Annotated in this window: 21 protein-coding genes and 1 pseudogene; 9 read left to right on the forward strand and 13 right to left on the reverse strand. The window is 63.6% G+C overall.

Annotated features, from left to right (window positions below):
- Positions 1 to 84 precede the first annotated feature (84 nt).
- From LB523_RS27280 to LB523_RS27290, 3 genes are all read right to left on the reverse strand, one after another.
- Complete coding sequence (locus LB523_RS27280) at positions 85 to 690, reverse strand: transglutaminase-like cysteine peptidase (protein ID WP_140842791.1); 606 nt, start codon at positions 688 to 690, stop codon at positions 85 to 87.
- A gap of 257 nt (positions 691 to 947) precedes the next feature.
- Entirely contained in the window at positions 948 to 1565 is a 618-nt protein-coding gene (locus LB523_RS27285) for a PilZ domain-containing protein (protein ID WP_095767620.1), read from the reverse strand.
- Between the two features lie 172 nt (positions 1566 to 1737).
- Positions 1738 to 2376: a PAS domain-containing protein gene (locus LB523_RS27290; RefSeq protein ID WP_224608316.1), complete on the reverse strand. Its 639-nt coding sequence runs from the start codon at positions 2374 to 2376 to the stop codon at positions 1738 to 1740.
- Between the two features lie 429 nt (positions 2377 to 2805).
- Between LB523_RS27290 and LB523_RS27295 the strand changes: the two genes are divergently transcribed.
- Both LB523_RS27295 and LB523_RS27300 read left to right on the forward strand, forming a co-directional pair.
- The gene (locus LB523_RS27295) at positions 2806 to 3543 is read left to right on the forward strand and encodes a rhomboid family intramembrane serine protease (protein ID WP_224608861.1); all 738 of its coding nucleotides are present in this window, start codon (positions 2806 to 2808) and stop codon (positions 3541 to 3543) included.
- A 206-nt stretch (positions 3544 to 3749) separates the two neighbouring features.
- A complete protein-coding gene (locus LB523_RS27300; protein WP_095767888.1) occupies positions 3750 to 4181 on the forward strand; it encodes a CBS domain-containing protein in 432 nt (143 codons plus the stop codon).
- A gap of 47 nt (positions 4182 to 4228) precedes the next feature.
- Here the strand turns inward: LB523_RS27300 and LB523_RS27305 are convergent.
- Positions 4229 to 4488, reverse strand: a pseudogene (locus LB523_RS27305) (YjhX family toxin).
- A 178-nt stretch (positions 4489 to 4666) separates the two neighbouring features.
- On the opposite strand from LB523_RS27305, the gene gatB reads away from it, so the two are divergent.
- On the forward strand, positions 4667 to 6193 hold the full coding sequence (gene gatB, locus LB523_RS27310) for an Asp-tRNA(Asn)/Glu-tRNA(Gln) amidotransferase subunit GatB (protein ID WP_224608864.1): 1527 nt from the start codon (positions 4667 to 4669) through the stop codon (positions 6191 to 6193).
- A 2-nt stretch (positions 6194 to 6195) separates the two neighbouring features.
- Positions 6196 to 6684: a GNAT family N-acetyltransferase gene (locus LB523_RS27315; protein ID WP_224608867.1), complete on the forward strand. Its 489-nt coding sequence runs from the start codon at positions 6196 to 6198 to the stop codon at positions 6682 to 6684.
- A gap of 177 nt (positions 6685 to 6861) precedes the next feature.
- On the opposite strand, the gene panC is transcribed toward LB523_RS27315, so the two are convergent.
- A complete protein-coding gene (gene panC / locus LB523_RS27320; RefSeq protein ID WP_224532344.1) occupies positions 6862 to 7713 on the reverse strand; it encodes a pantoate--beta-alanine ligase in 852 nt (283 codons plus the stop codon).
- Positions 7710 to 8549 (reverse strand): 3-methyl-2-oxobutanoate hydroxymethyltransferase, encoded by an 840-nt coding sequence (panB, locus tag LB523_RS27325; RefSeq protein ID WP_095767614.1) that lies wholly within the window; start codon positions 8547 to 8549, stop codon positions 7710 to 7712. The genes panC and panB overlap by 4 nt, the downstream gene beginning before the upstream one ends.
- A 270-nt stretch (positions 8550 to 8819) precedes the next feature.
- Between panB and LB523_RS27330 the strand changes: the two genes are divergently transcribed.
- From LB523_RS27330 to LB523_RS27340, 3 genes are all read left to right on the forward strand, one after another.
- Positions 8820 to 9218, forward strand: a complete 399-nt coding sequence (locus LB523_RS27330; RefSeq protein WP_095767613.1) for an NADH:ubiquinone oxidoreductase subunit NDUFA12 — start codon at positions 8820 to 8822, stop codon at positions 9216 to 9218.
- A 127-nt stretch (positions 9219 to 9345) separates the two neighbouring features.
- Positions 9346 to 9918, forward strand: coding sequence for a DUF2155 domain-containing protein (locus LB523_RS27335; RefSeq protein WP_224608868.1), 573 nt, complete (start codon positions 9346 to 9348; stop codon positions 9916 to 9918).
- A gap of 61 nt (positions 9919 to 9979) precedes the next feature.
- A complete protein-coding gene (locus LB523_RS27340; protein ID WP_095767611.1) occupies positions 9980 to 10369 on the forward strand; it encodes a hypothetical protein in 390 nt (129 codons plus the stop codon).
- Here LB523_RS27340 and aat read toward each other — a convergent pair.
- The 6 genes from aat to LB523_RS27370 all read right to left on the reverse strand — a co-directional run bounded on the left by aat (position 10360) and on the right by LB523_RS27370 (position 15710).
- Complete coding sequence (aat, locus tag LB523_RS27345; RefSeq protein ID WP_224608871.1) at positions 10360 to 10977, reverse strand: leucyl/phenylalanyl-tRNA--protein transferase; 618 nt, start codon at positions 10975 to 10977, stop codon at positions 10360 to 10362. The genes LB523_RS27340 and aat overlap by 10 nt on opposite strands.
- A gap of 12 nt (positions 10978 to 10989) precedes the next feature.
- Positions 10990 to 12333 carry an acetyl-CoA carboxylase biotin carboxylase subunit gene (gene accC, locus LB523_RS27350; RefSeq protein ID WP_095767609.1) on the reverse strand — a complete coding sequence of 448 codons (1344 nt, stop codon included), beginning with the start codon at positions 12331 to 12333 and terminating at the stop codon, positions 10990 to 10992.
- Positions 12334 to 12352: 19 nt separating this feature from the next.
- Positions 12353 to 12817, reverse strand: coding sequence for an acetyl-CoA carboxylase biotin carboxyl carrier protein (accB, locus tag LB523_RS27355; RefSeq protein WP_095767608.1), 465 nt, complete (start codon positions 12815 to 12817; stop codon positions 12353 to 12355).
- 26 nt (positions 12818 to 12843) lie between these two features.
- The gene (gene aroQ, locus LB523_RS27360; protein WP_095767887.1) at positions 12844 to 13278 is read right to left on the reverse strand and encodes a type II 3-dehydroquinate dehydratase; all 435 of its coding nucleotides are present in this window, start codon (positions 13276 to 13278) and stop codon (positions 12844 to 12846) included.
- A 133-nt stretch (positions 13279 to 13411) separates the two neighbouring features.
- On the reverse strand, positions 13412 to 14239 hold the full coding sequence (locus LB523_RS27365; protein ID WP_140842817.1) for a DsbA family protein: 828 nt from the start codon (positions 14237 to 14239) through the stop codon (positions 13412 to 13414).
- Between the two features lie 58 nt (positions 14240 to 14297).
- On the reverse strand, positions 14298 to 15710 hold the full coding sequence (locus LB523_RS27370) for a M48 family metalloprotease (RefSeq protein ID WP_224608874.1): 1413 nt from the start codon (positions 15708 to 15710) through the stop codon (positions 14298 to 14300).
- Positions 15711 to 15893: 183 nt separating this feature from the next.
- On the opposite strand from LB523_RS27370, the gene LB523_RS27375 reads away from it, so the two are divergent.
- Entirely contained in the window at positions 15894 to 17042 is a 1149-nt protein-coding gene (locus LB523_RS27375; RefSeq protein WP_224608877.1) for a pyridoxal phosphate-dependent aminotransferase, read from the forward strand.
- 5 nt (positions 17043 to 17047) lie between these two features.
- Positions 17048 to 17977 carry a glutaminase gene (locus LB523_RS27380; protein ID WP_224608882.1) on the forward strand — a complete coding sequence of 310 codons (930 nt, stop codon included), beginning with the start codon at positions 17048 to 17050 and terminating at the stop codon, positions 17975 to 17977.
- A gap of 125 nt (positions 17978 to 18102) precedes the next feature.
- Here LB523_RS27380 and LB523_RS27385 read toward each other — a convergent pair whose 3' ends face one another.
- Positions 18103 to 21042, reverse strand: coding sequence for a ribonuclease E/G (locus tag LB523_RS27385; RefSeq protein WP_224608885.1), 2940 nt, complete (start codon positions 21040 to 21042; stop codon positions 18103 to 18105).
- Between the last annotated feature and the right edge of the window lie 58 nt (positions 21043 to 21100).

The following is a 21100-nucleotide window of genomic DNA, read 5'->3' on the forward strand; positions in this document are numbered from 1 at the left end:
GGACGGGGAGGGTGGGGGCTCGACCGGGCTTTCTTCCTGGGCGCGCCGCCGCGTCACGGCGACGTACCCGATCGCTTTGGCGCCTTAGCGGACGCTGGCGACCGCGTCGTCGCGGCCGTCGTTGATCGTCACCCAAACGCCCGAATTCTCCGTCGATTGACGCTTGAGGTAGGTGTAGACGGTGTCATTCCAGGCGAGCACTTTCGGCTCGAGATTGTCGAGGATGAATTCGCCGAGGCTGGTGCGCACCGTCAGCACCGCATGGCCGTCGCCGTTCGGCTGGCGCACCACCGTCATCAGCAGATTGCCGGCCGGCACGCCCACGGCCATCAGCTCACGGCGCTTCTCCAGCGCGTAATCCTCGCAGTCGCCATAACCTTTGTCGGGATAGGCCCAGTATTCCTCGACACCGTAGATCTCCATGTCGGTGCGCGGCTTGACGCGGGTGTTGACCGAATTGTTGACGTTGACCATCGTCGCCCACAGCTTGCGCGTCAGCTCGACCGGCGAACCCTTCGGCGTCCGTTCGTTGCATTCGACCGGAATGCGCTGGCAGAAATCGTAGTGACCGACCGGCTGGGTGGTGCGGCCACCCGTATGCATGAAAGCCGGTCCTGCGCTTGCCGTACCCCAGGCGGAAAGCTGCATCGCCATTGCCAAGAGCAACAGCTTGCCCCTCGTCATTTTCATTGTTGTAGTCTCCCCGTTTGCGGAGACTGTGCCACGATGGGATTTATTTGACGCAAAAACCCGAAGTAGACATTGAGTAAAACGCCAGTAGAACAAACATAAAATTTGAACTACCGCGATTTCGGATTATTCAGATTTCGCCGGCTCGCGTGAGGTCTTGATAGCGCTGGCGATCCGCGTCCGACCCGCCAAAATCAGGCAACAAAAAACCGGCCGCTACCGGCCGGCTCGCTTCGCGCTTGCGGTGCGGGTTTGCGTCAGGACCGCGGCGCGTTGAATTCCTGATCCAGGGTTTCCGGCCGCTGGATGACGGCGAATTCTATGGCGACGCCGTCCTCGAAATGGCGCACGATCTGGCCGCGCATCGTGCCTAACGTGACCTGGACGCCGATTGCCGGCTTGACATCGATCTCGATGGCGGCACCGGAGAGCGACAGGTCGATGATGCGGCACTGATACTGGCGCCCATCCGTGAGCTGGAGGACGCTCATCGGATTGCGCGGCGCCACGCGCTCGTGGCGGCGGTCCTCGGGCAGATCGAGCTCATGCTTGTTGGCAAGCCAGGTGAGCTGCGCGGCAAGCTTGTCCTTCTTGCGCTCCGAGGCGATGACGGTCATGGCGAACCCGTCCTGCGACGTACGCGTCACGATGCCTTCGACACGACCGATATGGTCGATATAGGCGATAACCTTCTCGCCCGGCATGCCGATCCGGTCCGTGCGCAACGCAACGTTGCCGGGCGACATATCGATCACCTGGCAAGGATGCTCGGTGCGGTCTTCCAGCATGAAACGTCCGTAGATTTTGACGCGGACACGCTGGAAGTTGCGCCGCTCAGCTCGTGACGGCGCATATTCTACCGCCGCTGACCTCATGACTGCCTACACCCGGTTGGCATTCCGCGCGACGATGCGAGGAATTTCGCCCGAAAAGCTACAGCAAAGCAGGTTAACAAACGGGAAAAGTCGGCCGCAAAAGCCTGGGCCTGGAGCACGCGCAGCGCTGAAAAATCTAGCGAGAGCGGCGGGAAACCTCACACGGCGGGGCTCACTCGTGACGCCCACCGTCGAGGACGACGAGATGGCGGATGCGACGCACGCGGCCGAGCGCCGAAATGGTCTCCGGAGCATCGAATTCGGTCGGAACGAGCGAGGGGACGTCGATGGCCGGACGGTTCTTCAGGAACATCGGCTCCTTCTCGGGGTCTATCACCCGAATCGAATCGATGAGCGCGTCGGCGAGCGGGTCGGCACCAAGCCAGAACGGCTTGTCGGCGGTGCTGATGATGCCCAGGCAGCGCGGGTTCTCGGCGCCGCCGTCCAACGGCAGCGCCAGGAGCTCGAATTTGTTGGAGCGGCCGTTCCGGCTGAATCCCTCATAGGTCATGAGCAGAACCGACTTCTGATCGAAAACGCCCTGCATGAGCCGCGACACCAGCCGTTGATCCTTCTCGCGCCAGAGCGAAGGGAAGGAGAAGCCCTTGAGCTCCCGGCCATAATAGGCGCAGAGCCTCGTGCCGGCGAGCCGGAACACCGCCTCGCCACGCGTATCGCGCTCGAGGATGAAGGTGTCGGCCAGAAGCGACTTGATGTCTGCCGGCTCCACCTCCGATCGCTTCGGGGCAAGGCGGCCATCACGCAGCCGGTTCCAATATTGGAACAGCGCGATCGATCCTTTTTCGTTCATGTCCATCCTGCTCCGCACAACCTGTCTTTTGATGTCCCATCGGCGAACAGACAGGGCGCCCTCCGATGACCTTCATGCGGTGCGGAGCAGGATGCGTGCCACTATCGTTAACGTTTGTTCACGCCTCGGGGTCGTTAAGGTTAACAAATGGTTTACATTGCGTGCCGCAGAAGCCTGTGGCACATCAAAACCACTCCAAAACGGTCGTTTCAGCAGCGATCGGCAGCACTTCAGTCACGAGTATATGGGGAGCAGGGGGCTCGACCGGCCGTTCAGGGGAACACCTGAACGGCCTTCTTTTTGATTCGGCCTTTGCTCTCTGATTCGCCTTTTTCTGCGCGGGCGCTGTGGCGATTAGCCGTTTGTGATTCCAAAGCGCGTGATCTACATGCTCGTCGAAAACGCCGAGTCCCGGACCTGCAAGGGTGCATGAGCGAGCCCGTAAGCCCCACCGAAACCGAACCGTTGCCGGACGAGGCTTCCGAGCCGCGGCGGCGCGAACCTGTGTTCAACCTGCCGCCGGTGGTGCTTGCCGTGATCGGCATTTGCGCGGTCGTCTATCTGCTGCAGCAATATGTGCTGAACGAAACGCAGCAAATGACGCTGCTCTATGACGGCGCCTTCATTCCGGTGCTGTACACCGGCCAATACGGCTTCGACTGGTTCTTGTTCACGCGTCCGTTCACCTATGCGTTCATGCATGGGGGCTTCGCCCATATCGCCATCAACATGATCTGGCTTGCAGCCTTCGGCTCGCCGCTCGCCAATCGTCTTGGCGCGCTACGTTTCGCAATGTTCTACGCTGTGACCGGACTGGCCTCGGTCGCTCTGTTCTGGGCACTGCATCCCTATGGCGAGATGCCGCTCGTCGGTGCATCGGGCGCGATCTCCGGGATGATGGGCGCGGCCGCGCGCTACGGCTTCCGCGTCGACCGTTCGTCGGGCCGGGGTGCCTTCGCCGGCGAGCCGCTGCCGGTCGCATCGGTGTTGCGTTTGCGCGGCGTCATGACCTTTCTTGGCGTTTGGATGGTGATCAATCTGGCCACGGGCCTGCTCGGCTTCGCGCCGGGCATCGACGGCCAGATCGCCTGGGAAGCCCATATTGGCGGCTTCGTCGCCGGCTTTTTCGGACTGCGTTTCTTCGACCGTCCACTGGCTGCCGCGTAGAGCATGATCCCGAGAAGTGGGAACCGGTTTTCGGAGAAGATCATGCTCCAACAAGAGATAGATCAGGATGGCGATTCAAACGAGACGCCTTCCTGATCTAGTCCTTAGGCGCACTTGAAATGCAACCAATCACGGCGCACGATGTTGCCCAAGCACCCAGTGTCTTCCTAAGGGCGCCGGGGGCGTCAAAGGCAGTGGAGGACGCCATGACGGTTAAGGCAATTCTTGAAAGCAAGGGCCATGACGTGTTCACGCTCGGGCCCAATGAAAAACTCAGCGAGGCCATTCGCATGCTGGCCGAGCACAGGATCGGCGCGCTCGTCATCACCAATGGCGACCGAAAGATCGTCGGCATTCTCTCTGAGCGCGATATCGTTAGGGTCGTGGCCAAGGAGGGCGCCGCCGCGCTCGACATCCCCGTGCGCTCGGCGATGACGCCGAAGGTCAAGATCTGCAACGAAAACCACACCGTCAACGAGGTGATGGAGATCATGACGCGCGGCCGCTTCCGCCATCTGCCGGTGGAGAAAAACGGGCTGCTCGACGGCATCGTCTCCATCGGCGACGTGGTCAAGCGCCGCATCGAGGATGTCGAGCGCGAAGCCGAAGAGATCAGGGCCTACATCGCCACGGCCTGAAGCAAACGGAAAGATGCCGCCGGCGTTTTGTCCGGCGGCATTGGGCATTAGCGATTGTCGAGCTCGGCGCGCACAAGCGCGAGCCCGCGTCGGGTGATGCGGTAAGGGCCGCCATCCGTCGAGGAAACCGCTTTCTTGCGCCTCAGTTTGCGAAAGAGTTCCAGGTCGAAGCCCGGATAGCGCCAGCCGTCGCGGGTCAGGAACAGGACCGAGGCGATCTTCCTGCTTTCGTTCTTTTCGATTTCGATGCGCCGCCCTGCGCGAGCAGGTGCAGGATGCGCTGTTCTCCACACCGCCGCGCGTCCACCGGGACTGAGCGTAAGTGGACATCCACTCTCCATTGGGAGTGGATGCTTTTAGGCGAAAGTGGCGGAAAAGGCCAGTACGCGGCTTTGCGCTTGTCTCGCCGGGCGGTTTGCACTAGCGAAGTTGCGCACCGAAATATGCGTTCTGCATATCGCGAATTCTAAGTACGCAGGCCATCCATGAGCATCATCGACACCCGCACCCCCGACGCAAAACGCCTGATCCCCGGCGCCACCGGCGACTGGGAGATCATCATCGGGCTCGAAGTGCATGCGCAAGTGATCTCGGAGGCAAAACTCTTTTCCGGCGCCTCGACGTCGTTCGGCGGGGCGCCCAATGCCAATGTCAGCCTCGTCGACGCGGCGATGCCGGGCATGCTGCCGGTCATCAACGAGGAATGCGTCAAGCAGGCGATCCGCACAGGGCTCGGCCTGAAGGCCGCGATCAATCATAAATCGGTCTTCGACCGGAAGAACTATTTCTATCCGGACCTGCCGCAGGGCTACCAGATCTCGCAGTTCAAGCAGCCGATCGTCGGCGAGGGCAAGGTGATCGTCTCCGTCGGGCCCGACCGCCAGGGCGAGTTCGAGGATATCGAGGTGGGCATCGAGCGCCTGCATCTGGAACAGGATGCCGGCAAGTCGATGCATGACCAGCATGCGACCATGTCCTATGTCGACCTCAACCGCTCCGGCGTGGCGCTGATGGAGATCGTCTCCAAGCCCGACATCCGCTCGGCCGACGAGGCCAAGGCTTATGTGACGAAGCTGCGCACCATCATGCGCTATCTCGGCACATGCGACGGCAACATGGACGAAGGCTCGCTGCGCGCCGACGTCAACGTCTCGGTGCGCCGCCCGGGCGGCGCATTCGGCACACGCTGCGAAATCAAGAACGTCAACTCGATCCGTTTCATCGGCCAGGCGATCGAATCCGAGGCGCGCCGGCAGATTGCCATCCTCGAGGATGGCGGCAAGATCGACCAGGAGACCCGCCTGTTCGACCCGGTCAAGGGCGAGACGCGCTCGTTGCGCTCCAAGGAGGAGGCGCATGACTATCGCTATTTCCCGGATCCCGATCTTCTGCCGCTGGAATTCGACCAGGCCTATGTCGACGCGCTCGCCAAGGACCTGCCGGAACTGCCCGACGACAAGAAGATACGCTTTGAAAGCCTAGGACTCTCAGCTTATGACGCTTCCGTGCTCGTTGCCGAGAAAGAGCGCGCCGACTACTTTGACGCGATGCTAAGCTTTGGGACAGACCCGAAGCGTGCGGCGAACTGGGTGATAAACGAGTATCTTGGACGGGTGAGTCAGTCAGTTACCGTTCAAGTTCAGGGCGCGGAATTAACTACCGCGCTTGGACGTGTCACTCCCGAAGCCAACAGTGCAATCATCGAACTGGTTTCAGATGGCACAATCTCCAGCAAGATTGCCAAGGACCTTTTGGAAATAGTCTGGAACGAAGGCGGCGATCCGCGCCAGCTCGTCGAGAGCCGCGGCATGAAGCAGGTCACCGACACCGGCGCCATCGAGAAGGCCGTCGACGAGGTGATCGCCGCCAACCCCGACAAGGCCGAGCAGGCGCGCGCCAAGCCGACCATGGCCGGCTGGTTCGTCGGCCAGGTGATGAAGGCGACCGGCGGCAAGGCCAACCCGCAGGCGGTCAACGACCTCGTCAAGGCCAAGCTCGGCATCGAGGGCTAGCGATGTTCGTGCGGACGGCGAGCGAACGCGATCTCGCAGCCGTCCGTGCGTTGCTGGTCGAGACTTGGCATGCCACTTACGACGCCGTCTATGGCACCAAGCGGGTAACTGAAATCATGGATGACGGGCATTCGATCGCCTCGCTCAAGGCGCGGCTGGCGCGGCCGAATTCCGAGTTCCTGGTGGCTGATGACGGCAAGCGGCTCGGCGGTATGGCGTTCGCTGCCGCCACCACCGACCCGAAGATCGTCCTTTTGAACCAGCTTTACGTACATCCGGCCTGCCAGCGGCAGGGGATTGGCCAGTCGCTGCTCGATGAAGTCGAAGCCAGTTTTCCGGAGATGCATACGCTGCGCCTCGAGGTCGAAGAAGCAAATGCCGCGGCGATCGCCTTCTACGAGGCGAACGGGTTTCGCGCGACAGGCAGAACCGCCGATTGCGGCGGCAATTCGGGACTGCCCGCCCTCATCATGGAGAAGCGGCTCCGCTAGGTCGGCGGCGAGCCCCCATTCATCGCGCGGTTTTGATTTGATCGCGCCGACCCGCGTGGTCAAGGCTGCGCATCGCCGGTGTCGCTTCACCGGGCCAGGCCGCGTCGGCATCCAGTCGATGTATCTGCATATGCCGTCGGAAGAGTAGGCGGCGAGCCTGATCGAACGAAAGTCCGATCAGGCGGAGGGAATTTCCACATTGTCGATCAGGCGTGTCGTGCCGAGCCAGGCGGCCGCCAGCAGGCGGCCGTCGCGGTCTTTCCGCCAGGAGCTGAGCGTCGCGGCTTCGCGCGCGGCGACATAGTCAACCTTCTGGAAGCCCGCGGAGACGAGGGACTTCGCTGCGGCATCGGTGGCGCCGGTTTCATCCGCGCCGCCCGCAAGCGCCGCCGCGGTGCGGCGCAGGATCACGTTGAGCTCGCGTGCTATGCCGAGCTCGGCTTCGCCCAGATAGGCATTGCGCGACGACATGGCGAGGCCATGGACGTCGCGCACCGTCGGCGCGCCGACGATCTCGACCGGCAGGTCGAGGTCGCGGCAGAGCTGCCTGACGACGCAAAGCTGCTGGTAGTCCTTCTCGCCGAACACGGCGCAATCGGGCGCCGCCTGCAGGAAGAGTTTTGCTACCACGGTCGCGACGCCGTCGAAGAAACTCGGCCTGAAGTCGGTTTCCAGGCCGCGAGAGGGGCCGCCCACCGAGATCTTCGTGGCGAAACCGGCGGGGTACATTTCGTTTACGCCCGGCGTGAAGGCGAGATGCGCACCCGCATCCCGAAGCCGGTCGAGATCGTGCGCCAGCTGGCGTGGGTATTTGTCGAGATCCTCCGTCGGCGCGAACTGGGCCGGGTTGACAAAGATCGAGACGACGCAGCGATCGGCCCGTTCGAGCGCGATCCTGACCAGTGAGATATGGCCGTCATGCAGCGCACCCATGGTCGGCACCATGGCGACCTTCAGGCCGGCCTGTCGCCAGTTCCTGACCTGTGTCCGAAGCGCGGCGACGCTGTCGACGACGATTGGCGCGTTCATGTGTCGTCCTTGCCGGATGCTGTCGTGAAGACGTGGTCGGGGCCAGGAAAGGCACGGCTGCGCACCTCGGCGGCGTAGCGGGCCGCCGCATTCGCGATCATGCTGCGCAAGTCGGCGTATTCCTTGACGAATTTCGGCACGCGGTCGACAGTCATGCCGACCATGTCGTCGATCACCAGGATCTGGCCGTCGCAGTCGGCACTGGCGCCGATGCCAATGGTCGGTATGGAAATGTGACGGGTAAGCTTCGCAGCCACGGCCTCCATCGTGCCCTCGATGACCACCGAGAAGGCGCCGGCTTTTTCCACCGCCTCTGCATCGCGCAAGAGCGCTGCGATATTGTCGTCTGTCCGGCCCTTGATCTTGTAGCCGCCGTCCTTCTCCACCGATTGCGGCTGCAGGCCGATATGACCCATGACCGGTATTCCTTCGGCGACGATCGCCGCGATCTGGGCTGCCATGTCGACGCCGCCCTCGAGCTTCACGGCTTGGCAGCCTGTTTCCCCGACGATGCGCCGCGCCGAAGCGACGGCCTGGGCGGCCGACGTCTCGTAGCTGCCCGCAGGCATGTCAACCACCACGCAGGCCTTGGCCGAGCCGCGCATCACAGCCTGGCCGTGCGCGATCATCATCTCCAACGAGGCGCCGAGCGTGGTGGCGTGGCCGTGCAGAACCATGGCGACGCTGTCGCCGACCAGCAGCAGGTCGACATGCGGATCGAGCAGGCGGGCGACAGGATAGGTGTAGGCGGTAAGGCAAACGATCGGCACGCCGCCCTTGCGGCGGCGAATGTCTTCGGCGCTGATCCGGCTGTCGGCGGACGGATCCCGGCTCAATCGTCACCTCCTGAAGGCGTGCCCGGAACGGGCGGGCCGAGCTTTAGAAAGACAGGCGGCGCTTGGCAAGCCGTACTGCCGCCGGCAGGACAACTGCATCGATTAATGCATGTCGCCCAGAAGTGTGGAGCGGTTCTGGGATGACGACATGCATCAAGACAAGAACGCATGGGGCATTTCCATTCGGGGTGTGGCAAAGCCCTTGCCTTCGTTGTGACGTGACGCCATAAGCAGGGGAAAGGCGCAGCCGCTGCCGCCGCGAGGATTTGGATGAAGACTTTCCTGCTGCAGTTTTTCACCTGGTGGAACAGCCAGACGCTCGGCACCCGCTTCCACACTTGGCGCTTCGGCAAGCGGGTCGGCGAGGACGAAGCCGGCAACGTCTATTACGAGGGCGGCATCGATTCGGAAGGCCGCACGCGCCGGTGGGTCATCTATCGCGACTACTCGGAAGCCTCGAAGATCCCGCCGGGCTGGCATGGCTGGATCCACCACCGCGTCGACACCGCTCCCTCGAGCGAGAGCTACAAGGCGCGCGAGTGGCAGAAGGAGCATCGGCCGAACCTAACCGGAACGCCCGGCGCCTATCGTCCGCAGGGTTCCATCCTGACAAACCAGCATCGCCCGCAGGTGACCGGCGACTACGACGCCTGGACGCCCGGATCGTAATCCGCGTCCACGACGCCGCTTCGGTCCTTTGTCGCCACAATTGGCGTTTAGCTGCTTGCTGACTGCGCAGCCATGACTAGCCTTGGGCGTTGAGAGAATCACCCGGGCGCAACCACCGGTATTTTGCATGAGCTCTTTCGGCAACATCTCAAAGGCGCTGATCGCGGCGACGTCCGTTCTGCTTGCCTCGACTGCGGTATTCGCCGCCGCGCAGGCGCCGGCCGCGGCACCTGCGGTCTCCGACCGCATCACCAATCCGGTGGCCGCGTTCGCCGGCATCGACAAGATCACCGGCCGCATCATCACCTTCGACGTCTATATCGACGAGACCGTTCAGTTCGGCGCTTTGCAGGTGACGCCTCGCGTCTGCTATTCGCGGCCGGACACGGAGCAGCCGAAGACCGATTCCTTCGTCGAGGTCGACGAGATCACGCTCGACCGCAAGATCCGCCGCATCTTCACCGGCTGGATGTTTGCCGAAAGCCCCGGCCTCAACGCCGTCGAGCACGCCGTCTATGACGTCTGGCTCAAGGGCTGCAAGCAGAAGTCGGACGTGCCGCCGCCGACCGCGGCCAAGGCCGACGCAGGCAAGCCGAAGACCGAAGCCGCCAAGCCGAGGGCCCCGGCGCAGCCGGCGGACGCCGCGTCCGAACCGGCTGACGCGGCGCCGGCACCGGACGACACGACCGACACGAACTGATCTCGGAACCTGCCCGTCTTTGAGCCGTTCCAGATCGGCGACAGGCGAGGAGGATTCTGCGATGACCACCAGATCGATCACGGCCAACAAGCAGGAGCTTCTCGATATCGAGAAGGGCTTTTGGACAGGCGATTCCGCTTACTATGAAGCCAATGCCGATGTGGATTGCCTGGTGGCGTTCCCGCAGATGGCGCAGGCGATGACCAATGCCGATCTCGCAAAGACCGCCGCCAAGCCCAACAGATGGCGCGACCTCGACATCAAGTTGAAGGGCATGGTCGAGCCCGGCAGCGACATCGTCATGCTGACTTACGAGGCGCGCGCGACGCGCGAGAACGGCGAATCCTATGCTGCCCTCGTCAGCACCGGCTATGTCCATCGCGCTGACGGCTGGAAGATGATGTTCCATTCGCAAACGCCGATCGAGGCGGCAGCGCGGGCTCAAGGATAGAAGACGGCCTCGCCCTTCAGCGCCTCTGCGAGCAGCTTCTCATACTGGCCGCGCGGCACGTCGACAGCGCCGAAGCGCTTCAAATGCTCGGTCGTGAACTGCGTGTCGAGCAGCGCGAAGCCGCGCGCCCTCAGCCGCTCGACGAGATGGTAGAGACAGGTCTTCGACGCGTCGGTCTCCCTGGCGAACATGCTTTCGCCGAAGAACACGCGTCCGAGCGAGACGCCATAGAGGCCGCCGACCAGCCGTTCCTCGCGCCATGCTTCGACCGAATGGCAGTGGCCCAGGCGATAGAGCTCGACATAGGCTTCGCGGATCGGCGCGTTGATCCAGGTCGAGCGGCGCTCCTCGCGCTTTTCGGCGCAGCCGTCGATCGTCGCCTCGAAATCGAAGTCGTAGCGGATCTCGAACGGATGCTTGCGGATCGTCTTCTTCAGGCTGCGCGGTGTGTGGAATCCGTCCAGCGGAATGATGCCGCGCGTTTCCGGCCGCACCCAGAACACTTCCGGGTCGTTGGCGCTCTCGGCCATCGGGAAGACACCGGAAGCGTAAGCCCGAAGCAGCAGGTCGGTCGGAATGCGATAGCCTGGTGCGTAGGGGCGGGTCATCGCATCCCCGTGCTATTCACCCTTGGCCAGGTATTTTTCCAGCCAGTGGATGTCGTAGTCGCCATTGGCGATGTCGGGATTGCCGACCAGGTCGCGGAACAGCGGCAGCGTCGTCTTGATGCCGTCGACGACGAATTCGTCGAGCGCGCGGCGCAGCCGCATCATGCATTCGACGCGGTTGCGGCCATGCACGATCAGCTTGCCGATCAGGCTGTCGTAATAGGGCGGGATTTTGTAGCCCGAATAGACGCCGGAATCGACACGGATGCCGAGGCCGCCGGGCGTATGGAAATGCGTGATCGTGCCGGGCGAGGGCGTGAAGGTGCGCGGATCCTCGGCGTTGATACGGCACTCGATGGCATGGCCGTTGAACTTGATGTCTTCCTGCCTGACCGACAGCCCGCCGCCCGAGGCGACGCGGATCTGCTCATGCACGAGGTCGATGCCGGTGATCGCTTCGGTCACCGGATGCTCGACCTGAAGACGCGTGTTCATCTCGATGAAATAGAACTCGCCATTCTCGTAGAGGAACTCGATCGTGCCGGCGCCCGAATAGCCGAGATCGGCGATAGCCCTGGCGCAGATGCCGCCGATGCGCGAACGCTCCTCGGCATTGAGCGCCGGCGAATTGGCTTCCTCCCAGACCTTCTGGTGGCGCCGCTGCAGCGAGCAGTCGCGCTCGCCGAAATGCACGCCTCGGCCGGCCCCGTCGCCGAACACCTGCACCTCGATATGGCGCGGCTTCTGCAGATATTTCTCGATGTAGACGGCGTCGTCGCCGAAGGCCGCCCCCGCTTCCGACTTGGCCGTCTGCAAGGCGACTTCGAGGTCCGCCTCGGTGTGCGCCACCTTCATGCCGCGGCCGCCGCCGCCGGCGGAGGCCTTGATGATCACCGGATAGCCGATCTCGGCGGCGACGCGCTTGGCTTCCTTCTCTTCGCTGATCGCGCCATCGGACCCAGGCACGACGGGGATGCCGAGACGCTTCGCCGTGCGCTTGGCCTCGATCTTGTCGCCCATGACGCGGATATGGTCGCCCGACGGGCCAATGAAGGTGATGTTGTGGGCCGCCAGGATATCGGCGAACTTGGCGTTCTCCGACAGGAAGCCGTAGCCCGGATGCACGGCATCTGCGCCGGTGATCTCGCAGGCGGCGACGATCTGGTGGATGTTGAGATAGCTTTCGCGGGACGGTGGCGGGCCGATGCAGACGCTCTCGTCGGCAAGCCGCACATGCATGGCGTCGGAATCCGCGGTCGAGTGGACGACCACCGTCTGGATGCCGAGCTCCTTGCAGGCGCGCAGCACCCGGAGCGCGATTTCGCCGCGATTGGCGATGAGGATTTTCTGGAACATCTCCTGATTGTTCCCGGCTCTACTCAAGAACCACCAGCGGCATTCCGTATTCGACCGGCTGGGCATCCTCGATGAGGATCGCCGTCACCGTGCCGGCACGCGGCGAGGGGATCTGGTTCATCGTCTTCATCGCTTCGATGATGAGCAGCGTCTGGCCTTCCTTGACCTTCTGGCCGACCTCGATGAACGCCTTGGCGTCGGGCGAGGGTGCCAGATAGGCGGTGCCGACCATCGGGGAGGGCACTGCGTTCTTGGACATATCGGCGGCCGCGGCTGCCGTTGCTGGCTGAGCCGCGGCGGTCGCCGGAGCCGCGGCGGGCGCCGGCAGCGCCGCTGCAACCGCATGGACGGCCTGCGCCTGGCGCGAGACGCGCACCTTGAGGTCGCCGAGCTCGACCTCGATCTCGGTCAGATTGGTGTCGTTCAGAATGCCCGCCAGATCGCGGATCAGCTGCTGGTCAACACCGTTCTTTTTTATCGACATTTTCGAGCCTTCTGTTTGGGGGTCGGTCACAGGCGTGCCGCCAGTGCCTGCAGCGCGAGCGTGTAGCCGAGCGGCCCGAACCCGCAGATCATGCCGACAGCGACCGGCGCGACCATGGAGACGTGGCGGAAGGGCTCCCGCGCGTGGATGTTGGAAAGATGGACTTCCGCGACGGGCAGCGGTGCTGCGGCGCGGATGGCGTCATGGATGGCGATCGATGTGTGGCTGTAGGCGCCTGGGTTGATGACGATGCCTGCCGCCTTCTCGCTGGCTTCCTGGATCCAGTCGACCAGATCGCCCTCATGGTTGGATTGGCGAAAATCGATCTCGAGCCCGAGCGCGGCGCCGGCCGCCTTGCAGTCCTCGGCGATGGCCGCAAGCGTCTTGCCGCCATAAATCCCCGGCTCGCGCTTGCCGAGCGCATTGAGATTGGGACCGTTGAGGACGAAAATCGTTTTCAATATGCCGACCTTGTTCTGCGCCGACCCCAAGCCGGCGCACTGGGCCTCTATAATGGGCATAGCCGCCCGCGAAAAGAGCGCAAGTGCGTTCTTTCGCTGTCCACAGCGGCCGGCTTTTACGCCGCGGGCGCGCCTAGAGCGCGCTTTTTGCCTCTTCGATCTTTTCCGCCAGAACCTGCTGGCCGAGCGCTCCGAAGATCACCTCGTTGCCGACGACATAGGACGGCGTGCCGGTGATCGACAGTTTCGTCGCAAGATCATAGGTGCGCGAGAGCGTTTCGGCGATGCGCGGGTCCTTCATCTTCTCGCGCAGCGCTGCCTCGTCGGCGCCGAGCGAAAGCGCCACCTTGATCGCGGTCGCCTCGGTGGCGCGACCCTGGCCGCCGAGCAGCGCGGTGTGGAATTCACGATACTTCTCCGGATGCATCAGGTGGAACGCCATGGAGACGACGCTGGCCTTCTGCGAATCCGGGCTGAGGATCGGGAACTCCTTGAGTACGAAGCGCAGGTCCGGATCGGACTTGGTCAGCGCCTGCATGTCCTCGATGGCGCGTTTGCAGAAGCCGCAATTGTAATCGTAGAACTCGACGATCGTGACCTTGCCTTTCGGGTTGCCGACGACGCCGTCGAAGGTCGAGTTGAAGATCTCGTCCTTGGAGTTCTTGATGACGCCGAGCGCCGCGAGCCGCTGCTCTTCCTTCTGCTTGGCCTCGAGCGCGTCCTGCACCTCGAGCAGAACTTCCGGATTCTTCAAGAGATAATCGCGGATGATGCCTTCGACCTCCTTGCGATCGATCTTGGTATCGGCGGAGGCCTTGGTATCGGTGGAAGACGTGACCTGGGCGACTTGCACGGTGTCGGCCCTCGCGGGCTGCGGGTTTCCCGCCATGAAACCGAAAGCCAGCATGCCGAGCGCCACCGCCAGACCGCCGGCGCTGCCAAGCAGGATTGCCTTGTTCATATCGTCGTTCCTTTTGCCGGTTCCGGTCCGCCTTGGTCGCCGCCAGGGCCCGGGAGGTTCATTTGAGTTTGTTCGATGGCGTGTAGTTTATAATGTCCTGCGCCCGGACCCAGCGGGGTTCGCCGCGCTTCAATTTCTGTTGAGCGCGCATGGCGAAGATCTTAGCGTTTTTGTAGTCGCCCGCATAATAGTGACCCTCGGCGGTGGCAAGATCGGCAGCCGGAATGTCGCCGAGCTCGCCATATGCCTGCGCCAGAAAACGATAGGCTTCGGAATTCTCCCTGTCCCGCGCGACGCCGTTGTTAAGCTGGGTGACAGCCTTTTTCAGCGAATCGGGCGTGCCGACCGCCATCAGCGACTGGCCGACCGAAACCAGCAGCAGGCCGGAGCGTGCGGGATCGAGGCTGGCCGCCTTGGCGTAGGCGTCCGCCGCGTCCTTCGGCTTGTTGACCTTCATCAGGATATCGCCGCGCAGTTCGTGGAAATAGGGGTTCTTCGGTTGTTCCTTGATCAGCGCCGCCGTCTTGGCGAGCGCCGCGCCCGGATTGCCGTAAAGATAGGTCTGCTGCGCGTCGCCGTAACGCGAGGCGAGGCTGGTCGGGTTCTTGCGCATCAGCCGCGCGACGGCTGCCTGGCCCTGCATATAAGCCGCGATCTTGATGCGCATCATGTCGTGCCGCTGCTGCAGTGCCGGCGGGTCGACAGCGTTGACGAAGGGGCTTTGTTTGACGAGGACTTCGAGGTTGGCGATGCGCTCCTGCGGCATCGGATGGCTGATCCGGTAGGGATCGACCTGGGTGCCGGCGAGCGAGAGAGCGCTCTGGAAGCGGGCGAAGGTCTTCAGCATGCCCATGCCGGACTGGCCGGTGGCGTTCAGATAGGTGATCGCCGAACGGTCGGCGGTGATCTCTTCGGTGCGCTGATAGGCCAGGATCGAGCGCTGCGCCATCTCGCCGCCGCCGGCGGCCACTCCCATGCCGGCGCCGGCAAGGCCGCGGCTGTTGGTGGTGGCGCCGGCCACCATGGCGCCGGCGCCGAGCAGCGTGGCGATGATGGCCATGGTCTTGGCGCGGTCGAGCTGGTCGCGCAATTTCTCCTGGTGGCCGCCGGCGATATGGCCGGCCTCATGCGCGATGACGCCGATGATCTCGTTCGGCGTTTCGGCGGTCACCAGCGCGCCGGTGTTGATGAACAGCCGCCGCCCGGTGACGAAGGCGTTGAAACTCTGGTCGTTGACCAAAACGATGTCGATGCCGTCATTGGCAAGCCCGGCCGCCTTGAAGATTGGCCGGGCATAATCGCGCACCAGCGCCTCGATCTCGGCGTCGCGCACCACCGGCACGCCCTGCGCGAAGGCGCTGACCGAGCTCGATAAAGCAACGGTGGCGGCCAGCAGAATCGTCGCGAAGCCGCGCGCGGTTCGGCTGAGTGAGATCGCTTTGCCAATTAACGGTCGGGGTCGGCTCAACATAGGTCCACTGGTAGACGAGCGGGCGAAAGATGAAAAGTCGGCGCCGGCAACTTCCTGCGCGCTTGTGATCCCCACATCAATCGGGCATTTGTGCGGCGCTGTCCCGTAACTAAGGCAGTCAGGGCAAGTCTGCTCTGGCTTGCGTCCAGAATTCGCCCAAATAGAGCAGTTGGAAGAGGTCAGATGGTCGTTTCGCTTTCGCGCCGCGGGGAAGTCGAGCCGTTCCACGCCATGGACATCCTGGCCGAAGCCAACCGGCTGAAGGCCACCGGCGTGCCCGTGGTGTCGATGGCGGTCGGCCAGCCGTCAGATCCCGCGCCGGTCGGGGTCCGCGAGGCGGCGGCCGCGGCCCTGCGGCATGGCCGCATCGGCTACACCGACGCTTTGGGCTTGGCCGATCTGCGCAAGGCGATCGCGGGGCATTACGGCGAGCACTACGGTATCGACGTCGCGCCATCGCGCATTGGCGTCACGACCGGCTCGTCTGCCGCCTTCAACCTGGCTTTCCTGGCCATGTTCGATCCGGGCGACCGTGTCGCCATCGCCGCGCCCGGCTATCCCGGCTACCGCAACATCATGGCCGCGCTCGGCATCGAGATCGTCGAGATAGAGCTCGGCTCAGATGCCTACCTGCATACCGAGCACCTCAAGGCCGCGCATCGCGGGAAGCCGCTGAAGGGCGTGCTGTTCGCCAGTCCCGCCAATCCGACCGGCGCGGTGATTCCGGCCGATGAGCTTGCCGCGCTGGTGAAAACCGCCGAGGAGCTCGGCATCGCCGTGATCTCCGACGAGATCTATCACAGGCTGGCCTACGCGGCGCCGGATGTCACCGCCCTGGCGCACGGCCCCGGCGTGACCGCGATCAATTCCTTCTCGAAATACTATTGCATGACCGGCTGGCGGATCGGCTGGATGGTGCTGCCGGAAGAGCTTGTGCGGCCGGTCGAGCGTGTTGCCCAGAGCCTCTATATCTCGCCGCCTGAACTGTCGCAGGTCGCGGCGATCGAGGCATTCAAGGCAACGCAGGAACTGGAAAAGGTGAAGGCGCGCTACGCCTGGAACCGCGACCTTCTGATGAAGCGCCTGCCGGAACTCGGCTTTGCGCTCGCCGCGCCGATGGACGGCGCCTTCTATGCGTTCTGCGATGTCACTCGCCACACCAACGACAGCATGGCCTTTGCGCGCAAGATGCTGGCTGAGGCGCATGTCGCGGCAACGCCCGGCCGCGATTTCGACCCGCTGCAGGGACATCGCACCATGCGCTTTTCCTATGCCGGCAGCCATGACGACATGGTCGAGGCGCTGGCTCGCATCGAACGCTGGCTGAAATAACCGCCATGCCGGAACTCGAGCAAGCACTGGCGGAAGTGGCCGCCGAAATGGCGGAGCGCACCGATCGCGGCGAGGTGGCGAGCTATATCCCGCAGTTGGGCAAGGTCGATCCGAAGAAATTCGGCATTGCCGCCGTGACCAATGACGGCCGCGTCATGCTGGCCGGCGATGCCGATCAGCCCTTTTCGATCCAGAGCGTCTCGAAAGTCTTCACGCTCACGCTGGCGCTGGGCAAGGTCGGCGATGCGTTATGGCATCGCGTCGGCCGCGAGCCATCCGGCAACCCGTTCAACTCGATCGTCCAGCTCGAGCATGAGAACGGCATCCCGCGCAATCCGTTCATCAATGCCGGCGCCATCGTCGTCTCCGATGTCCTGCTCGCCGGCCATCAGCCGCGCGAGGCGATCGGCGAAATCCTGCGTTTCATCCAGTTCCTCGCCGAGGACGAGACGATCATCATCGACCGCGAAGTGGCGGCGTCCGAGCGGGCCACCGGCTATCGCAACTTTGCCTTGGCCAACTACATGAAATCCTTCGGCAATCTCCATCATGCTCCCGAGCTCGCGCTGGGTGTCTATTTCCACCATTGCGCGGTTGCCATGAGCTGCCGTCAGCTCGCCATGGCCGGCCGGTTTCTAGCCAATGGCGGCAGGAATCCGGCGACCGGGCATTCGGTCGTCTCGGCCGAACGGGCACGCCGCATCGGCGCGCTGATGCTGACCTGCGGCCACTATGACGGTTCCGGCGATTTCGCTTTCCGCGTCGGCATCCCCGGCAAAAGCGGTGTCGGCGGCGGCATTCTCGGCATCGTGCCAGGGGTTGCTTCGCTGGCGGTGTGGTCGCCCGGCCTCAACGAGAACGGCAACTCCAAGCTCGGCTCCATCGCCATGGAGAAGCTCGCCCGGATGATGAACTGGTCGATCTTCGCGCCGTAAAACAGCAAAGCGCTGGCGGTTTGCCACCCGGAGCTGCGCTGAAAGGCAGTCGGCGAAAATGAAAAATCCCGCGCCTGATGGGGCGCGGGATTGTTTCAAAAGATCAGCTTAACGATCTGAAAGATCTAGAAAAAACCCTTGCGCTGCCACCAGCCGGCGCGCTTCGGCTTGTCTTCGGCCTTCGCCTCGTCGGAGACGTTCGAAGACACGACGGGAACAACCGGCGCGTCGACTGACTGTGGCTTGCGCCGCGTCGGATGGGCGTTGGTGGCAGGCTCCGCCTCGGTGGCCGCGGAAGCGGCAGCGGCCGGCTCCGGCTCGGGCTGGACAGCCGGGGGCGCGACCTGAGCCTCGGCCACAGGCTCCGATACCGTCTCGGCCGCGGCTTCCTCAGCCACCTTCTTAGCCCTCGAACGGCGGGGCTTCTTCGGCTTTTCGACCGCCTCGGCATCGTCATTAGCCGCGGCGGGAGCAGCAGGTTCCTCGGCAGGAGCAGCCATTGCCGGCTCGCTTACGGCATCCTGGCCTTCAACCGGCTCACCCTCGATGTCGCCGACAGTTTCGCCGGCAACGCCCTCCGAAGCTTCGTCCTCGCGGCGGTTGCGCTTGCCGCCGCGCTTCCCGCGCCGGCGCTTCTTTCCGGAACCGTCGTCGGCAGTGGCCGCTACAACCTCGCCGCCGGCGGTTGCCTCGTCGGCGGCCTCTTGCGTCATATCGTCGTCATCGGTTTCGCCGGCTTCCATCGGCGCCGCCGCGACGTCACCATTGTGGTCGCGGTCGCGATCCCTGCCGCCGCGCCGCCGCCGGCGCTTGCGCCGTTTGCGGTCACGGCCTTCGCCATCCTCGGACCGCTGCTGGTGCTGACCCTGCTGCGCGTGGCGCGGCTGTTCGGGCTGGACCGAGACTTCCTCCTCCGCTTCCTCGACGACGATCTCGTCCTCGGGCTCTTCCGGCTCGACATAGGCCGGCAGGCTGCGCACCTCGACGAAGCCTTCCGGCTTCTCGGCAATGGCGCCGCGGAAGATCGCGTAGTGCTGGGTGCCGAGCGTCTCGTCAGCCTCGATCGTGATGGTCAGGCCGAAGCGGGCTTCGAGCTCCACCAGGTTGGCGCGCTTGTGGTTGAGCACATAGAGCGCGGTCGCCGACGGTGTGCGCACGATGATGTGGCTGCGCGAATCCTTGAGCAGGAATTCTTCGATCGCCCGCACGACCATCAGCGCCACGGAGGAATCGGAGCGTACATGGCCCGTGCCGCCGCAATGCGGGCAAGGCTTCATGGTCGATTCCAGCACGCTGGCGCGGATGCGCTGGCGCGACATTTCCATCAGGCCGAAGTGTGAGATGCGGCCTACCTGGATACGGGCGCGGTCGTTCTTGAGGTGATCCTTCAGCCGCTTCTCGACGGAGCGGTTGTTGCGGTTCTCCTCCATGTCGATGAAGTCGATGACGATCAGGCCGGCAAGGTCGCGCAATCGCAACTGCCGCGCGACTTCCTCTGCCGCTTCCAGATTGGTGTGGAGCGCCGTCTCCTCGATCGAATGCTCCTTGGTGGAGCGGCCGGAGTTGACGTCGATCGCAACCAGCGCCTCGGTCTGGTTGATGATGATGTAGCCGCCGCTCTTCAGCGTCACCTGCGGCTGCAGCATGCGGTCGAGCTGCGCTTCGATGCCGTTGCGCACGAAGATCGGCGTGGTGTCGCGGAATGGCTGAACCACCTTGGCGTGGCTCGGCATCAGCATGCGCATGAAATCCTTGGCCTCGCGGTAGCCGTCTTCGCCGGAGACAAGGATCTCGTCGATGTCCTTGTTGTAGAGATCGCGCACCGAACGCTTGATCAGGCTGCCTTCCTCATAGACCAGGGCCGGGGCCGAGGACTGCAGCGTCAGGTTGCGGACGTTTTCCCAAAGCCGCATCAGATATTCGTAGTCGCGCTTGATCTCGGCCTTGGTGCGGCTCTCGCCGGCGGTGCGCAGGATGACGCCCATGCCCTGCGGCACGTCGAGATCGGCCACGACCTCCTTCAACCGCTTGCGGTCCTGGGCGTTGGTGATCTTGCGCGAGATGCCGCCGCCGCGCGCCGTGTTCGGCATCAGCACCGAATAGCGGCCGGCAAGCGACAGATAGGTGGTGAGCGCCGCGCCCTTGTTGCCGCGCTCTTCCTTGACCACCTGCACCAAAAGGATCTGCCGGCGTTTGATGACTTCCTGGATCTTGTACTGGCGACGCACCGGCTTGCGGCGGTTGCGGATTTCCTCGAGCGCGTCCTCGGCGCCGACCGATTCGACTTCGTGCTCGTCCGAATGCGAGGCCGAGACGTCCTCCAGCATGCCGCGATCATCGTCGCTAACGGCTGCTTCGCCGCTCTGCTGATCCGCCTGCGGCATCGCCTCGGAAATCACATCGGCATCGATGCTCGCGGCAATCGAAGTAGGGCCGCCTTCGGAAGGCTTGCCATCGTCGTTGTCCGTGGCGTCATCTCCGCCAGCCTCGGCGGCGGGTCCTTCAGCCGCTTCCGATACGGCCTCGGAGGCTGTTCCGGCATTTTCTGCCGGGATAGCGGCGGTCTCGCCGGCGGCTTCCTCGCCCTCGGCAACCTCAGCGGCGGTTTCGTCAACGGCTATTGCTTCGACCGGACTTTTCTCGTTCTCCGAGGGCGCGTGCTTGTGCTCGCCGCGGTCGCGGTTCTTGCCGCCGCGCCGGCGGTTGCGCCGCCCGCCGCGGTCGCGGGCATGCTGCTCTTCGCCGTTCTCGGCTTCCTCGTCGTCTTCGTCCTCGGCCTCCTGCGCCTCGGCGCGCAGCAGAGCCTGACGGTCGGCGACCGGGATCTGGTAATAATCGGGATGAATTTCGCTAAAGGCGAGAAAACCGTGACGGTTGCCGCCATATTCGACAAAGGCTGCCTGGAGGGACGGTTCGACGCGGGTTACGCGGGCGAGATAGATGTTTCCTTTAAGCTGCTTTTTGTCCTGGGATTCAAAGTCGAATTCTTCGATGCGGTTACCGCGAACGACAACAACGCGTGTTTCCTCCGGGTGGGAGGCGTCTATCAGCATCTTGTTGGGCATTATTTTGTTTCCTGCCGGCAGCCGACGGCCGCAGCCGGCGTGGCAATGCCCGCCGCTG

The organism is Mesorhizobium sp. ESP-6-4 (genome assembly GCF_020164735.1).
In the GTDB taxonomy this organism is placed as follows: domain Bacteria; phylum Pseudomonadota; class Alphaproteobacteria; order Rhizobiales; family Rhizobiaceae; genus Mesorhizobium.

Coding starts and splice junctions, on each gene's coding strand:
- LB523_RS27290 (WP_224608316.1), bottom strand. CDS start 2,376: ATGAACGAAAAAGGATCGATCGCGCTGTTCCAATATTGGAACCGGCTG.
- LB523_RS27300 (WP_095767888.1), top strand. CDS start 3,750: ATGACGGTTAAGGCAATTCTTGAAAGCAAGGGCCATGACGTGTTCACG.
- LB523_RS27335 (WP_224608868.1), top strand. CDS start 9,346: ATGAGCTCTTTCGGCAACATCTCAAAGGCGCTGATCGCGGCGACGTCC.
- LB523_RS27315 (WP_224608867.1), top strand. CDS start 6,196: ATGTTCGTGCGGACGGCGAGCGAACGCGATCTCGCAGCCGTCCGTGCG.
- LB523_RS27380 (WP_224608882.1), top strand. CDS start 17,048: ATGCCGGAACTCGAGCAAGCACTGGCGGAAGTGGCCGCCGAAATGGCG.
- LB523_RS27295 (WP_224608861.1), top strand. CDS start 2,806: ATGAGCGAGCCCGTAAGCCCCACCGAAACCGAACCGTTGCCGGACGAG.
- accB (WP_095767608.1), bottom strand. CDS start 12,817: ATGTCGATAAAAAAGAACGGTGTTGACCAGCAGCTGATCCGCGATCTG.
- LB523_RS27385 (WP_224608885.1), bottom strand. CDS start 21,042: ATGCCCAACAAGATGCTGATAGACGCCTCCCACCCGGAGGAAACACGC.
- LB523_RS27280 (WP_140842791.1), bottom strand. CDS start 690: ATGAAAATGACGAGGGGCAAGCTGTTGCTCTTGGCAATGGCGATGCAG.
- panC (WP_224532344.1), bottom strand. CDS start 7,713: ATGAACGCGCCAATCGTCGTCGACAGCGTCGCCGCGCTTCGGACACAG.
- LB523_RS27365 (WP_140842817.1), bottom strand. CDS start 14,239: ATGAACAAGGCAATCCTGCTTGGCAGCGCCGGCGGTCTGGCGGTGGCG.
- accC (WP_095767609.1), bottom strand. CDS start 12,333: ATGTTCCAGAAAATCCTCATCGCCAATCGCGGCGAAATCGCGCTCCGG.
- gatB (WP_224608864.1), top strand. CDS start 4,667: ATGAGCATCATCGACACCCGCACCCCCGACGCAAAACGCCTGATCCCC.
- LB523_RS27330 (WP_095767613.1), top strand. CDS start 8,820: ATGAAGACTTTCCTGCTGCAGTTTTTCACCTGGTGGAACAGCCAGACG.
- LB523_RS27340 (WP_095767611.1), top strand. CDS start 9,980: ATGACCACCAGATCGATCACGGCCAACAAGCAGGAGCTTCTCGATATC.
- aat (WP_224608871.1), bottom strand. CDS start 10,977: ATGACCCGCCCCTACGCACCAGGCTATCGCATTCCGACCGACCTGCTG.
- LB523_RS27285 (WP_095767620.1), bottom strand. CDS start 1,565: ATGAGGTCAGCGGCGGTAGAATATGCGCCGTCACGAGCTGAGCGGCGC.
- LB523_RS27375 (WP_224608877.1), top strand. CDS start 15,894: ATGGTCGTTTCGCTTTCGCGCCGCGGGGAAGTCGAGCCGTTCCACGCC.
- LB523_RS27370 (WP_224608874.1), bottom strand. CDS start 15,710: ATGTTGAGCCGACCCCGACCGTTAATTGGCAAAGCGATCTCACTCAGC.